13 protein-coding genes are annotated in these 14925 nt (G+C 41.9%); 12 read left to right on the top strand and 1 reads right to left on the bottom strand.

Annotation, left to right across the window (positions count from 1 at the left end; genetic code table 11):
• The 10 genes from ACSVH6_RS12475 to ACSVH6_RS12520 all read left to right on the top strand — a co-directional run bounded on the left by ACSVH6_RS12475 (position 1) and on the right by ACSVH6_RS12520 (position 11801).
• Positions 1–1191: an N-acetylmuramoyl-L-alanine amidase gene (locus ACSVH6_RS12475; protein WP_438078990.1), complete on the top strand. Its 1191-nt coding sequence runs from the start codon at positions 1–3 to the stop codon at positions 1189–1191.
• Between the two features lie 46 nt (positions 1192–1237).
• The gene (locus ACSVH6_RS12480) at positions 1238–2431 is read left to right on the top strand and encodes an N-acetylmuramoyl-L-alanine amidase (RefSeq protein WP_438079095.1); all 1194 of its coding nucleotides are present in this window, start codon (positions 1238–1240) and stop codon (positions 2429–2431) included.
• A gap of 51 nt (positions 2432–2482) precedes the next feature.
• A complete protein-coding gene (locus tag ACSVH6_RS12485) occupies positions 2483–3454 on the top strand; it encodes an MlaD family protein (protein WP_438078992.1) in 972 nt (323 codons plus the stop codon).
• A gap of 10 nt (positions 3455–3464) precedes the next feature.
• The gene (locus tag ACSVH6_RS12490; protein WP_438078994.1) at positions 3465–4772 is read left to right on the top strand and encodes a 4Fe-4S dicluster domain-containing protein; all 1308 of its coding nucleotides are present in this window, start codon (positions 3465–3467) and stop codon (positions 4770–4772) included.
• Positions 4773–4853: 81 nt separating this feature from the next.
• The gene (locus tag ACSVH6_RS12495) at positions 4854–5300 is read left to right on the top strand and encodes an LNS2 domain-containing protein (RefSeq protein ID WP_438078995.1); all 447 of its coding nucleotides are present in this window, start codon (positions 4854–4856) and stop codon (positions 5298–5300) included.
• Positions 5301–5386: 86 nt separating this feature from the next.
• A complete protein-coding gene (locus ACSVH6_RS12500) occupies positions 5387–6178 on the top strand; it encodes a (Fe-S)-binding protein (RefSeq protein WP_438078997.1) in 792 nt (263 codons plus the stop codon).
• Between the two features lie 31 nt (positions 6179–6209).
• Positions 6210–6692, top strand: a complete 483-nt coding sequence (locus tag ACSVH6_RS12505) for an ABC transporter ATPase (RefSeq protein ID WP_438078999.1) — start codon at positions 6210–6212, stop codon at positions 6690–6692.
• 9 nt (positions 6693–6701) lie between these two features.
• Positions 6702–9713 carry a glycoside hydrolase family 3 N-terminal domain-containing protein gene (locus tag ACSVH6_RS12510; protein ID WP_438079001.1) on the top strand — a complete coding sequence of 1004 codons (3012 nt, stop codon included), beginning with the start codon at positions 6702–6704 and terminating at the stop codon, positions 9711–9713.
• A 508-nt stretch (positions 9714–10221) separates the two neighbouring features.
• A complete protein-coding gene (gene bshA, locus ACSVH6_RS12515; protein WP_438079003.1) occupies positions 10222–11373 on the top strand; it encodes an N-acetyl-alpha-D-glucosaminyl L-malate synthase BshA in 1152 nt (383 codons plus the stop codon).
• Positions 11370–11801: a protease complex subunit PrcB family protein gene (locus ACSVH6_RS12520; protein WP_438079005.1), complete on the top strand. Its 432-nt coding sequence runs from the start codon at positions 11370–11372 to the stop codon at positions 11799–11801. The genes bshA and ACSVH6_RS12520 overlap by 4 nt, the downstream gene beginning before the upstream one ends.
• Before the next feature lie 50 nt (positions 11802–11851).
• Here the strand turns inward: ACSVH6_RS12520 and ACSVH6_RS12525 are convergent, their stop codons facing one another.
• A complete protein-coding gene (locus ACSVH6_RS12525; RefSeq protein ID WP_438079006.1) occupies positions 11852–12352 on the bottom strand; it encodes a hypothetical protein in 501 nt (166 codons plus the stop codon).
• Between the two features lie 209 nt (positions 12353–12561).
• Between ACSVH6_RS12525 and aroC the strand changes: the two genes are divergently transcribed.
• Together aroC and ACSVH6_RS12535 are read left to right on the top strand one after the other, a co-directional pair.
• On the top strand, positions 12562–13626 hold the full coding sequence (gene aroC / locus ACSVH6_RS12530; protein ID WP_438079008.1) for a chorismate synthase: 1065 nt from the start codon (positions 12562–12564) through the stop codon (positions 13624–13626).
• Positions 13627–14886, top strand: a complete 1260-nt coding sequence (locus tag ACSVH6_RS12535; protein WP_438079010.1) for a dicarboxylate/amino acid:cation symporter — start codon at positions 13627–13629, stop codon at positions 14884–14886.
• The last annotated feature ends 39 nt before the right edge of the window (positions 14887–14925 follow it).

The following is a 14925-nucleotide window of genomic DNA, read 5'->3' on the forward strand; positions in this document are numbered from 1 at the left end:
ATGGAATTCACAAAAAATATAAAATGGCGGCTTGCCACACTGGCATTTTGGAGTGTTTTATTGGTGTCCGGTCAGGCCAAGAGCAATAAGTTTACGATTGTTTTGGATGCCGGTCACGGCGGAAAAGACCCCGGAAATTCCTATCACGGTTACGTTGAGAAGGATATCGCGTTAAAAACCACCCTGAAAGTAGGGGAGTTTTTAGAGAAAGAAAAGGATTTTGAAGTGGTGTTCACCCGCAAATCGGATGTGTTTATTGAGTTGGTCAACCGCCCTAAGGTGGCGAATAAAATCAACGCCAATTTGTTTGTGTCCATCCATTGCAATTCGGTGAAAAACTTTGAGCCCGAAGGAACAGAGACTTTTGTGATGGGACTTTCCCGAAGCAATATGAATTTGGAAGTGGCCAAAAATGAAAACTCGGTAATCTTATTGGAAGATAACTATAAGAAGACCTATGAAGGGTTTAATCCCAACAATCCGGAATCTTTAATCGGATTAAAAATCATGCAGGAGGAAAATCTGTACAACAGTATCAATTTGGCCTCTCATGTACAGGAAAATTTTACCAACAACCTGAACCGAAAAACCAGAGGAGTGAAACAACAGCCGCTTTGGGTGTTGGATGCGGCCTCTATGCCGGGGGTGCTCATTGAGTTAGGTTTTTTATCCAACAAGGAAGAAGGAGAGTTCCTGAATTCCGACGAAGGACAAACCAAAATGGCGCGTCAGATTGCCAATGCGATTATCAGTTACAAAAGAAGTTATTTCAACGAATCGGGCCCCGACAGTGAAAGAATTGCAGAAAAGGAAACCAAAAACCAGGACAAGGAAACTAAAGCAGCTGAAAAAGAGGTGAAAGTAGCGGAGAAAACTGTGGATAGAAATGACAAGCCGCAGTCCAAAGACAGCGACAGCAGTAAGGTGGTCAAAACAACCGTTGCCTCAAACGTTGAAGCCAAAACCGAATTATACAAAGTGCAGCTTTTTGCCAGTTCAAAGAAAAGAGATCCGAGTTCTAAAGAGTTTAAAGGACTCAAAGAGATTTCGTTTACTTTTGAAAATAATTTGTACCGTTACTATTACGGTGCTTCTTCGGATATGGAAGAGGCTAAAAAAATGCAGAACGAAGCTAAAAACCGCGGGTTTTCCAACGCCTTTATTGTTACCTTTGCAGCCGGAAAAAGCTAAGTTGTCCTAAATTAATAAAAATTATATTTTGAAATTCATAAAACCGATGAGAGTAGTTGCTGTAGCTGTTTGTGCTATTGTATTCTTGATTTCCGGCCCGGTCTCGGCGCAGTCGGGAAAATTTAAAGTAACCTTAGATGCCGGACACGGGGACCACGATTATGGTGCGGTGTACAATGGGCATATTGAAAAGAATATCACTTTGGCGGTAGTGCTCAAAGTGGGCAGAATACTGGAAAAGAACTCCGGGGTAGAAGTTATTTACACCCGTAAAACGGATCAGTTTATTGATTTGGTGGAACGAGCCAATATTGCCAATCGGGCGGATTCCGATATTTTCGTGTCAATTCACTGCAATGCCAATAAAAACTCGGCTGCCGACGGTTCTGAAACCTATGTGATGGGTATGTCGAAAAACGCTTCCAACCTCGAAGCGGCCAAACGAGAGAATGCCGTAATTACCCTCGAAAAAGATTACAAGCAAAAGTATGAAGGATACGATCCCAAATCACCTGAATCCCTTGCCGGTTTAGTGATGGCCCAGGAACTGTATCTGGATCAGAGTATTGCCCTAGCCGGTAAAATTCAAAATCATTTCATTGACGAGTTAGATAAAAAAAGCCGTGGCGTAAAGCAAGCACCTTATATGGTATTACACAAAGCGTACATGCCCAGAGTGTTAATTGAAATGGGCTTTATATCCAATCCGGCTGAAGGGGAAAAACTCGACTCGGAAGAAGGGCAGCAGGAAGTGGCACAAGCCATTGCCAATGCCATTATGAGTTATAAAAAGGAGTATTTTGGCACCGATAAAAACGACACCGCTGAAAAACCTTCTGAAATGATGGGTAAAGACAAAAGCTATAAGCCAACAGATACTGTAGCGGTAGCACCAAAACCGACTCCTAAAACCACCGAGCCGAAAAAGCCGGAAATCAAAAAACCGGAACCGGCAGCAGTGCCAAAACCGGAGGCTGTCGGAGGAGCGGCTATCTTTAAGGTACAACTTTCCGCCAGTGGCAAACAGTTGGATCCCACTCCGTCTAATTTCAAAGGATTGAGCAATATATCGGTTGCCTCAGAAGGCGCACTGTATAAGTACATGTATGGCAGTACCCCGAGTTATGAGGAAGCCAAAAGATTATTAGCAGAAGCCAAGGCAAAAGGGTATCCGTCGGCTTTCATCATCGCCTTCAAAGGAGGAAAAAAAGTTTCGGTTCAGGAAGCATTAAAGCAATAATAATAAGGAGTTATAGGATTTTATTTTAACTTTGCCAAAAAACAAACAGCATTGAAAATTACGAGAGAAATTAAGACCGCGATATTAGTTATTGCTTCGATTTTATTGTTCATTTGGGGATATAGTTTTTTAAAAGGGAAAGATTTGCTATCCAACTACAAAACGTTTTATGTGCAATACGATAACGTAGAGGGACTCCAAAATTCGGCACCGATTACCATAAACGGACTGACTGTTGGGAAAATCACCAAAATCAGTTTTTTGAATGATTCCGGAAAAATCCAAGTTGAACTGCAGATTAAATCCGATTTTCCTTTTTCTAAATCCAGCGTGGCATCTATCTACGAGCCGGGCTTAATTGGCGGAAAGCAGATTATGATTACGCCTAATTTTGAGGATAAATCAGTAGCAGCATCCGGAGATATTTTAAAGGGAGATGTGAAACCGGGATTGACTTCTTTAGTAGCAGAACGATTGACTCCTTTACAGGAAAAAGTAGAGAAAATGGTGGTTTCCGCTGATGCACTTCTGAAAAATGTGAATTCGGTATTGGACTCAAAAACCAAAGAGAACCTGAAAAGCAGTATTGCTAATCTGGATGCTACTTTGGCTGAATTCAAAGTAACTGCCGCTACTGCGAATCAAATGTTAGCCGAGAATAAAAACAAAATCAACAACACCATGACCAATATGGATAAAGCATCGGCCAACTTTAGTAAGGTATCCGATTCTTTAGCCAAAATCAATATTGGAAAAACGGTGAAAAGCTTAGAAAAAACATTAGCCAGTGTAGATAAAATAATGGATGATGTACAGTCAGGAAAAGGAACTTTAGGCAAACTGGCCAAAGATGAAACCCTCTATAATAATTTTGCTAAAACCTCCAAAGAACTGGAATTACTGCTGCAGGATTTGCGTTTGAATCCTACCCGCTATGTAAATGTTTCCTTGTTCGGAAAGAAAAACAAACCCTATAAAGCACCAACCGAAGCAGAAGCCGCCGGAACTGCTGTCAAAAAGTAAAACACAAGCCATGATGTATATCGACAACATACTCTTTGCTATCCTTCTCCTTGCGGGAATAGGCTATTTTGCTAACAATGTAAAAAAACTGAAACGCAACATCAATTTAGGTCACGATGTCAATCGCACCGATAATCCGTCAGCCCGATGGAAAAACATGGCCATGATTGCCTTAGGTCAATCCAAAATGGTCAAAAGACCGGTGGCCGGATTCCTGCACATCATCGTGTACGCGGGGTTCATCATTATCAATTTGGAAGTGCTTGAAATCATCATTGACGGGATTTTCGGAACGCATCGCGTGTTCTCGGGATTGGGTGGATTCTACGGCTTTCTCATTGGTTCGTTTGAAATCTTAGCGGTTTTGGTTTTGGTGGCTGTTGTCGTGTTTTGGATTCGAAGAAACATCATCAAACTGAAACGATTTGCCAGCTCCGATTTAAAAGGCGCTCCGAAAAAAGATGCCGATACCATTTTGTATTTTGAAATGGTATTGATGTCCTTGTTCTTAATCATGAATGCCACCGATTTGCATTTTCAGGCAATGAATTCCGGCAATGTTATTTCACAATACATCAATCCATGGTTTTCGTCATTGGATGTGGCTCAAGTTGAAGCCATCGAAGTAACAGCCTGGTGGTTGCACATCATCGGGATTTTAATCTTCCTGAACTATTTGTACTATTCCAAACATTTACACATTTTACTGGCTTTCCCCAATACCTATTTTGCCGATTTGAACGCCAAAGGCAAATTCGATAACTTGGAAAGTGTGACCAAAGAAGTGAAACTGATGATGGATCCCAATGCCGATCCGTTTGCAGCACAACCGGCTGATGCCGATGCAGCCCCGGCTAAGTTTGGTGCTTCGGATGTGCAGGATTTGAATTGGGTACAGTTGTTAAATGCCTATACCTGTACCGAGTGCGGACGTTGTACTTCGTCCTGTCCGGCCAATCAAACAGGCAAAAAATTATCGCCGCGTAAAATCATGATGGATACGCGCGACCGTCTGGAAGAAGTAGGTAAAAATATCGATGCCAACAAAGGCGTATTTGTGCCGGATAATAAATCCTTGTTAAACGATTACATCACCGCAGAAGAGTTGTGGGCCTGTACATCGTGTAACGCTTGTGTGGAAGAGTGTCCGGTAAACATCAGCCCGTTATCGATTATTATGGACATGAGACGTTATTTGGTGATGGAACAAAGTGCCGCACCTCAGTCGTTAAATGCCATGATGACCAACATTGAAAACAATGGGGCCCCGTGGCAATACAACCAAATGGACCGATTAAACTGGAAAGACGAAAATTAAGATACCAATCAGATGAATTCTCATATTTGTGAGGCGTGAGAATTTGTTGAATGAATTTGAAAAACGATAAAAAGTAACAAAATGAAAGCGGAAGACATTGACAAAACCTTGCAAACAGTAACCCAAAACGGGCAACATTTAAGCCCGATTTTACCGGAAGGAATTAAGAACTATCTTATCGACATCGATGGAACAGTTTGCGATGACATTCCTAACGAAGAACCTGAAAGAATGTTGACGGCCGAAGTGTACCCTGATGCGCTGGCCACGTTGAACAAATGGTATGACGAGGGTCACATTATATTCTTCTTTACTTCGCGCACCGAAGCTCACAGAGAATATACGGAGATTTGGCTTAAAAAGCACGGTTTCAAATACCACGGAATCCTGTTTGGAAAACCACGCGGCGGCAACTACCACTGGATTGACAACCACTTGGTAAAAGCCACACGTTACAGAGGGAAATTCACGGATTTGGTAGAAAAAGAAGTAACGATTCAGGTGTTCGATGACGAGCACCACGAGTAGAGATGACTTGTGGATTTGGTTATTTGTTTTTTTGAATATTCAAAACAAATAACCGGATAAACAAATAACCGCATAAACATAAAAAGATGTCAGAAGTATTACATGTGCCTACCATGGCAGAAATGATGGCTCAAGGCAAACAACCCGAAGTATTGTTTTGGGTAGGTTGTGCCGGAAGCTTTGACGACAGAGCTAAAAAAATTACCAAAGCATTTGTTCGCATATTAAATCGGGCCAATGTGGAGTTTGCTGTTCTCGGAACCGAAGAAAGCTGTACAGGCGATCCGGCGAAGAGAGCCGGAAATGAATTCTTGTTTCAAATGCAGGCCATGATGAACATCGAGGTGTTGAATGCCTATGAAGCCAAGAAAATTGTAACCGCCTGTCCGCATTGTTTCAATACTTTAAAAAATGAATACCCGGAATTGGGTGGTGTGTACGAAGTGGTGCATCATACTGAGTTCCTGAAACAACTTTTAGATTCAGGCAGATTAACCATCGAAGGAGGACAATTCAAAGGGAAACGAATCACGTTTCATGACCCTTGTTACTTAGGGCGTGCCAATAATGTGTACGAAGCCCCAAGAGATTTAATCCAAAAATTGGATGCCGAGTTGGTTGAAATGAAACGATCCCGTGCCAACGGTTTATGCTGTGGTGCCGGTGGTGCCCAGATGTTCAAAGAACCTGAAAACGGAAACAAAGACATCAACGTTGAAAGAACCGAAGACGCTTTGGAAACCCAACCCGAAATCATCGCAGCCGGTTGTCCGTTCTGCAACACCATGATGACCGACGGAATAAAAGCCAAAGAAAAAGAAGGCCAGATAAAAGTATTGGACGTAGCCGAACTCATTGCCAACGCCCAAGATTTATAATTTACAATTCACCATTAATACGACACGTTTCATGTACGTTCCCTTTGAAAATTTACCCGAAGAATCCCGGATTTGGATTTACCAATCCAACCGCAAATTTTCGGATGACGAGATGGCTGAAATTGAGAATGATTTAAAAACATTCCTCGAAAACTGGTCGGCACACGGAACCGGTTTGGAAGCTTCTTATCTCTTAAAATACAACCGCTTCATTATCCTGGCAGTCAATCAGGAAGTGCAGCAGGCCACCGGTTGTTCTATTGATACATCGGTGTCTTTCATCCAAAGTTTGGAACAAAAATACCAAGTGGATTTGTTAGATAAAATGAATGTTACCTTCAAAAACGGGGAACACATCGCGCACAAATCATTGCTCGATTTCAAACGCATGGCAAAAGAAAAAGCGGTTACCGCCAACACTATTGTCTTCAATAATCTGGTCAATACCATCGAAGAATTTAACGAAAACTGGGAAGTCCCTGCAGGCGAAAGCTGGCACAGTCGTTTCTTTTAATCCGTGTCCATGAAAAGGCTTTTATCCAGTATAGGTATATGCGCGGCATTGCTGTTTTTGGTGACCAATTGTGCGTCAACCAAAAACAAAGCAGTCAATACGCCTATAGCTTTGGGTAAGGCCGGAATTGCCGAAGACGAAGAAATCTACATCCCGCATTTAAAATCCGAACGCAAAAACTTTTTCCCCGATACCAATGCCGAAACCCGTTGGGTAGACAGCATTTACAACAAAATGACTTTTGATGAAAAAGTGGGCCAGCTCTTTATGGTGGCCGCCTATTCTAATAAAGATACCGTGCATACCAATGCCATCGAGAAACTTGTACGCAATTATAAAATAGGAGGGTTGATTTTCTTCCAGGGCGGACCGATGCGTCAGGTGAAGCTGACGAACAAATACCAAGCCATGTCCAAAGTGCCTTTGTTTATCGGTATTGATGCCGAATGGGGACTCAGCATGCGTTTGGACTCTACCTTCCGCTATCCGTTCAACATGACACTGGGCGCTATCAAAGATTTGAAATTGATAGAAAAAGTGGGAACCAGCATGGCAAAGGAAAGCAAAAGAATGGGAGTGCATTTTAATTTTGCGCCCGTTTTAGATATCAATACCAATCCCAAAAACCCAATCATCGGTTACCGCTCTTTTGGCGAAAATAAAGTGAGTGTTACCGAGCATGCCATCGCTTTGATGAATGGAGCGCAAGGACAAGGCATTTTCTCTACCGGAAAACATTTCCCCGGCCATGGTGACACGGCCACTGATTCCCACAGCACCTTGCCAGTGGTAAACGCCTCGCTCGACCATCTGGAAAAGGTAGAATTGTATCCTTACAAACGCATGTTCGACGAAGGGTTGGTCTCTGTTATGGTGGCCCACTTGAATGTGCCGAGTTTAGAACCCCGCGAAGGCTACCCAACTTCCATCTCACACCACGTAGTAACAGATGTGTTGAAAGGAGAGTTAGGTTTTGACGGCCTTATTTTTACCGATGCCCTCAATATGAAAGGCGCCAGTAATTTTAAAAAGCCGGGCGATATTGACTTAGAAGCCTTCTTGGCCGGAAACGACATCCTGCTTTTTGCTGAAGATGTACCGCTGGCTGTTGAAAAACTCTGTGTGGCCTATCAGGACAGCTTGATTACGGAAGACCGAATTGCTGAATCCGTGAAAAAGATTTTACGCTACAAATTCAAAGCGGGACTCAACAAATACAAACCCGTTGACAGCAATAACCTGACAGCCGATTTGAATTCGTTTGACAATGATGCCCTCAAGTATGAGTTGTATGAAAATGCCGTGACCGTAGCCAAGAATGAAGAAAACATTCTCCCGATTAAAGACCTTAGCCAAAAGATAGCCTATGTTAAATTAGGAGATGATTCCAACAGTGCATTCGTTACCACTTTAAAAAAATACACCGAAGTTACCGAAGTGGCAGATGCCAATGTAGACTCACTGGCACTTAAGCTAAAAGACTTTGATATCGTAATTATCGGCTACCACAAATCAGATAAAACCTGGTGGAAAGCTCCCGAACTTACCTATGGCGAGTTGTTGATTATCGACAAACTGGCCTCCGAAAAGAAAGTGATTCTGGATTGTTTTGCCAAACCGTATGCCATTTCCAACTGTCTGACCTTCGACAAAATGAAAGCCGTGGTGGTGTCTTATCAAAACAATGAGGTGGCTCAGGAAGTGTCAGCCGAATTGCTCTTTGGGGCAATTGAAGCCAAAGGAAAACTCCCGGTTTCGATTAACGGTACTTTCAAAGTAGGTGACGGAGAATCTACGGAAAAACTCAACCGCTTAGGTTTTGCAGCTCCCGAAAATGTGGGCATGAGCTCTGAAAAACTAAAACAAATCGAAGTCTATGCTAAAAAAGCCATCGACAACATGATGGCACCGGGCATGCAGATTTTGGTAGCCCGTAAAGGTAAAGTGATTTACCAAAAATCATTCGGAAACCAAACCTACGGAGGCAACGATAAAGTCAAGAATTCCGATTTGTACGATGTGGCTTCGTTAACCAAAATGGTAGCGACCCTGCCCAATGTGATGCAGGTATACGACAAGAAAAAAGTAAACCTGGAAACGACTTTAGGCGAAATGCTGCCTCAGTTCAAAGGATCCAACAAACAACAAATCACCTTCAAAGAACTCTTGTCGCATTATGGCAGAATGCAGGCTTGGATTCCGTTTTACAAAGCCACTTTGGATTCCGCAGGAATGCCGATGGACAAATACTATAAAAAAGTATACACCCAAGGCTTTACCAAAAGAGTCTCTGACAGTCTCTTCCTTCGCGATGATTACCATGATACCATCATGAAAAAAATCATCAACAGCCCGTTGATTGATAAAAAAGAATACCGCTACAGCGATTTTACCTTTATCATCCTCAAACAATACTTAGAAAAAGTTACCGGCAAACACTTAGACGAGTTGGCCTATGATAATTTCTACAAAAGTCTGGGAATGAACTATACCGGTTACAATCCGTTGAAAAGGTTTGATAAAGCGGTCATTGTCCCTACCGAGATTGATACCTATTTCCGTCACACTACTGTGCAGGGCTATGTCCATGATATGGAAGCCGCCATGGAAGACGGAGTAGGAGGACACGCCGGGATCTTCTCCAATGCGATGGATATTGCCAAAATAATGCAGCTCTACCTCCAAAAAGGCAACTACGGAGGACAGCAATATTTCTCTGAAGCCACCTTTACCGATTTCAATACCTGCTGGTATTGTACCGAAGGCAACCGTCGTGGCCTTGGCTTTGACAAACCCCAATTGGGCAAAGAAGGGCCTACCTGCGGCTGTGTTTCCATGTCCAGTTTCGGGCATACCGGTTTCACCGGAACCATGGCGTGGGCAGACCCAACTACAGATATAGTGTATGTGTTTTTATCCAACCGTACCTATCCGGATTCCAATTTGCCCAACAAGCTCTCTAAAGAAAACATACGCGAAGACATCCAAAAAGTCATTCAGGAAGCAATCATCCAAAAGTAAGCATCGCTTTTACACCTCAATTCCCATGGATATTCAGGCAGTGACTCAAAGCAAGTCCTAAACCGACATGAGTAACGCCTAAACTAACATGAGCAACGGCTAAACTCGCATGAGTAACGGCTAAACTGGTATGAGTAACGGCTAAACTTGTTTGAGTAATGACTAAACTAACATGAGTAATGCCTAAACTTGCATGAGTAACGCCTAAACTTGCATGAGTAATGCCTAAACTGATATGAGTAACGCCTAAACTTACATGAGTAACCGCTAAACAAGCATGAGTTACCCCTGAAAGAACCTCCCGTTCCTAAGGAGCTCCTACCATATTTAACGAATAATTATAAAATCACTTACTTAATTTCCGTAAATTCGTTGCACTAAAACCATACTATGAAAATAGCCATTGTTTGCTATCCTACTTTTGGCGATTTGAGAATAAGAGGAGGAAGCCCGGTGGGCTTCAGGTACGCGAGCTTCAGCTCGCTTTTTAATAATAACAAAAAATAATATGAAAATAGCCATTGTTTGCTATCCTACTTTTGGAGGGAGCGGTGTTGTTGCTACTGAGTTAGGACTGGAACTGGCCCACCGCGGCCACGAAATTCATTTCATTACCTATCGTCAGCCCGTGCGCTTGGCCTTGCTCAACTCGAATGTGCACTATCATGAAGTAAACGTTCCCGAATATCCCTTGTTTCATTATCAACCCTACGAATTGGCACTGTCCAGTAAGTTAGTTGATACCGTTAAGCTCTATAAAATTGATTTGTTGCACGTGCACTACGCCATTCCTCATGCCTATGCAGGGTATATGGCCAAGCAAATGCTCAAAGACGAAGGGATTTACATTCCTATGGTCACCACCCTTCACGGTACCGATATTACCTTGGTAGGAAACCATCCGTTTTACAAACCGGCCGTAAATTTCAGCATCAATAAGTCCGATATCGTCACTTCAGTGTCACAAAGCCTCAAAGAGGATACCTATAATCTGTTCAATATCAAAAAGGAAATCCATGTCATTCCCAATTTTATTGAGTTAGATAAAATCCGAAACGAAAAACTCATTTCTTGCCAGCGCTCTGTGATGGCTAAAAAGGAAGAACGCATCGTGACCCACATCAGTAACTTCCGTAAAGTCAAACGCATCCCCGATATTATCAAGATATTCTATAAAATCCAACAAAATATCCCGGCCAAACTCATGATGGTAGGCGATGGCCCCGAAAAGGAAAAAGCAGAACAATTGTGCTACGAGCTTGGCATTCAGGATAAAGTCATCTTCTTCGGAAACAGTAACGAAATTGACCAAATTCTCTCGTATTCTGATTTGTTCCTGCTCCCGTCCGAAACAGAGAGCTTTGGTTTGGCTGCATTGGAAGCCATGGCGTGGAGTGTACCGGTCATCTCCAGTAATTCAGGCGGTCTCCCCGAAGTAAACTTTGACGGTGTCTCCGGTTACCTGAGCAATGTAGGCGATGTAGACAGTATGGCGGCCAATGCACTGAAAATCCTTTCGGATGATGCCACACTCGCCGAGTTCAGAACCCGCGCGTTGAGCGTAGCAAAGCAGTTTGATATCAAAAATATTCTGCCGCTTTACGAAGAGTTGTATCTTCAGGCCATTAACGAATCCAAAGAAATTCAGAAACTGTCATGACAAAAAAAGCAATAGCCCTGCTGGGACTGGTACTGTTTTTATATGCCTGTTCTACAAATAAAAACGCTGCCAACAAACCGTTGTACGAAGTATTAATCGTAAATAACGATGGGGGAGCCAACATCAAATTCTATGAAGTCCTGACCGAACCCAAAGAAATCATGATGTTGTTGGGCGATGAAACCCTGAAAAAGAAAATAAAAAAAGACGATACCACCAAGAGCAGCTTTGTCATCCTCAATGCCGGTCCTACCAAAGAAAGTTACAACCGCATTAAGATAGAAAAGGTAATCGAAACCGCTACTGAAATTGAAGTGTACATCAAAGACACTCAAAAGAATACCCCGATAGATCTCTCAGACGAAAACACCTTGTTTCCCTATACTATTTTAAAAATTAATTCCAAAAAACCAATCGTCTTCAAATAAAAAAATCCCGTCTTACTAAGACGGGATTTTCATTTATAAGGGTCATCAGATTAAAATCGGTAACGAATCCCTAAGGCAATATCCGGACCGAAATTATCTTCTCTGAATTGATTATCTCCACTGTTGTTTAAGTAGAACTCAGGTCTGAAGTCTAACGATAATTGTATTGGTGCTTCGGCAAAATTATATTCAATCCCTATATCACCCGCAGCCAAGATGATAGAACCGTTTTCACTCACACCGGCATAATCATATCTCCAGCTCCCGATACCGGCACCAACACCCGCATACCAATTAAAGCCTTTGTCAATGTCCCATACCCATTGGTATAAACCTACCAACTTCATGGCATCCACATGCTTGCTGTTACGCCAACCTAAATCAAATTCTAATCGGTTGTTTTTAGACAAACCGCGTTGGTAAGAGATCTCGCCTCCAAAACCATCGTTGTCTCCTAAACGCAATCCTAATGCATTCTTCGAAATGTCTTGTGCTTGTGTTGCCGCTGCTACTCCCAGTAACATAAAGGCACTTAGAATTAATTTTTTCATTGTTCTTGTTTTTAATTTTTGTTTTTAAATGTTTTAAAATTGAATTTGTAGTAACAATTTTATAAAAACAAAGTTAGGCCATTAACCCAATACTGATTTATATAATTTTTGTTAAAGTTTACAAAGTTTCAATTTTGCCCCAAAAAATAAGTGTGTTTCAAATTTCGGTAAATAATTTCAAAAAACTATATTTGTTTAAAACAAAAATTATGGCCGGAAACAGCTACGGAACACTTTTTAAACTCACTACTTTCGGGGAGTCACACGGCGAAGCTTTGGGAGGTATTATTGATGGCTGTCCTCCCGGGATACTTTTAGATACTTTGGCAATTCAAAAAGAAATGCAACGTCGCAAACCGGGCCAGTCCGCTATTGTAACCCAGCGCAAAGAAGAGGATGAAGTGCAATTCCTTTCCGGAATCTTTGAGGGTAAAACTACCGGTACCCCAATCGGCTTCATCATCCCCAATACCAATCAGAAATCAGACGATTACTCCCATATCAAGGATTCTTACCGTCCCAGTCATGCCGATTATGTATATGAAAAAAAGTATGGCATTCGTGATTATCGGGGAGGTGGCCGAAGCTCTGCCCGTGAAACGGCCTGCAGGGTAGTAGCCGGAGCAATTGCCAAACAGATCTTATCCGATATTAAAATCAATGCATTTGTTTCCTCGGTGGGAGAGATATTTATAGATAAACCTTACCAGGCTTTAGATTTTTCATTGACCGAAACCAATGCAGTACGTTGCCCGGATGTTGCTACTGCCGAAAAAATGGAAGACTATATTAAAGAAATCCGCAAGCAGGGTGATACAGTTGGGGGTACAGTAACTTGTGTCCTCCAAAATGTCCCTATAGGTTTAGGCGAACCCGTTTTTGATAAATTGCATGCCGAATTAGGGAAAGCCATGCTGTCTATCAATGCCGTGAAAGGGTTTGAATTGGGAAGTGGTTTTTGCGGGGCCAAGATGAAAGGCAGTGAACACAATGACTTATTCAATGAAGATGGTACCACTAAAACCAATCTGTCGGGAGGAATTCAAGGTGGAATTTCCAATGGAATGGATATTTATTTCAGGGTAGCTTTCAAACCCGTGGCTACTTTAATTCAAAAACAAGAAGTACTGACCAATCAAAACACCTTAATAGAGCAACAGGGTAAAGGGCGTCATGACCCTTGTGTGGTGCCAAGAGCGGTCCCTATAGTGGAAGCCATGGCAGCCATAGTGCTGGCCGATTTTTATTTACTAAACAAAACCTATCAAAAATAAATGAGTACAACTCCAGAAGTTCAACAGAAATCTTTTTTTTCCAACCTTACCGTTCAGATTTTAATTGCCATGATTACCGGAGCGTTGTTGGGTATTTTGATACACAACAACTATATTCCGGATGAAGCAAAAAGTTTCAGTGACAAAATTAAAATGCTGGCAACTGTTTTTATCCGGTTAGTGCAAATGATTATATCGCCATTGGTATTTACAACCTTAGTGGTAGGAATTGCAAAACTGGGCGATATCAAAGCGGTTGGACGAATAGGAGGGAAAGCTTTGGGTTGGTTTTTCTCAGCTTCTTTCGTGTCCTTATTAATAGGACTGTTTTGGGTGAATACATTACAGCCGGGAGTAGGATTAAAACTGGGAAATGTTGACATGACCGCAGCAACCGAAGTCACAACAAAAACCGAAGGATTCTCAGCACAAAACTTTGTTGAACATATCATTCCCAAAAGTATCGTGGAAGCCATGGCTTCTAATGAAATACTACAGATTGTCATTTTTTCTATATTCTTCGGATTAGCTGCTGCGTCTATAGGAGCTAATGCCAAACCGGTGGTCAATGCTTTGGACAAAACCTCTCACATTATTCTTAAAATGGTAAATTATGTGATGAAGTTTGCTCCTATTGGGGTTTTTGGTGCTATAGCGGGAGTATTTGCAATTAAAGATGTAAACGATTTATTAGTAACCTATGCCAAATTCTTCAGCTCTTTTCTGGTGGGAATAAGTACACTTTGGTTGTTTTTGTTTTTGATAGGATATGTCTTCCTCAAAAATCACTTGTTTATTTTACTCAAAAGAATAGTCAGTCCATTGGTAATTGCTTTTGGAACGACCAGTAGCGAAGCTGTTTTTCCCAAACTTACGGAGGAGTTAGAGCGATTTGGTATCAAAGACAAGATAGTGTCATTTATGTTACCATTGGGATATTCTTTCAATTTAGACGGGAGCATGATGTATATGACTTTTGCCAGTATTTTTATTGCTCAGGTCTATGGGGTGTATCTGGATACCGGCACACAAATGACCATGTTGTTGGTGCTGATGTTAACCAGCAAAGGAATAGCCGGCGTGCCCAGAGCTAGTTTAGTAGTAGTGGCAGCTACTTGCGGGATGTTTAAGATACCGGTGGAAGGTATTGCCTTGATACTGCCTATTGACCATTTTTGTGATATGTTCAGAAGCGCTACCAATGTTTTAGGGAACGCTTTAGCAACGTCTGTGGTGGGCAAATGGGAAAAAGATAGTTAAAATTGCATGTTATTTAAAATACTTTTTTAAATTTGTTCG

The sequence above is a fragment of the Flavobacterium sp. XGLA_31 genome (assembly GCF_051547105.1).
Taxonomy (GTDB): Bacteria; Bacteroidota; Bacteroidia; order Flavobacteriales; family Flavobacteriaceae; genus Flavobacterium.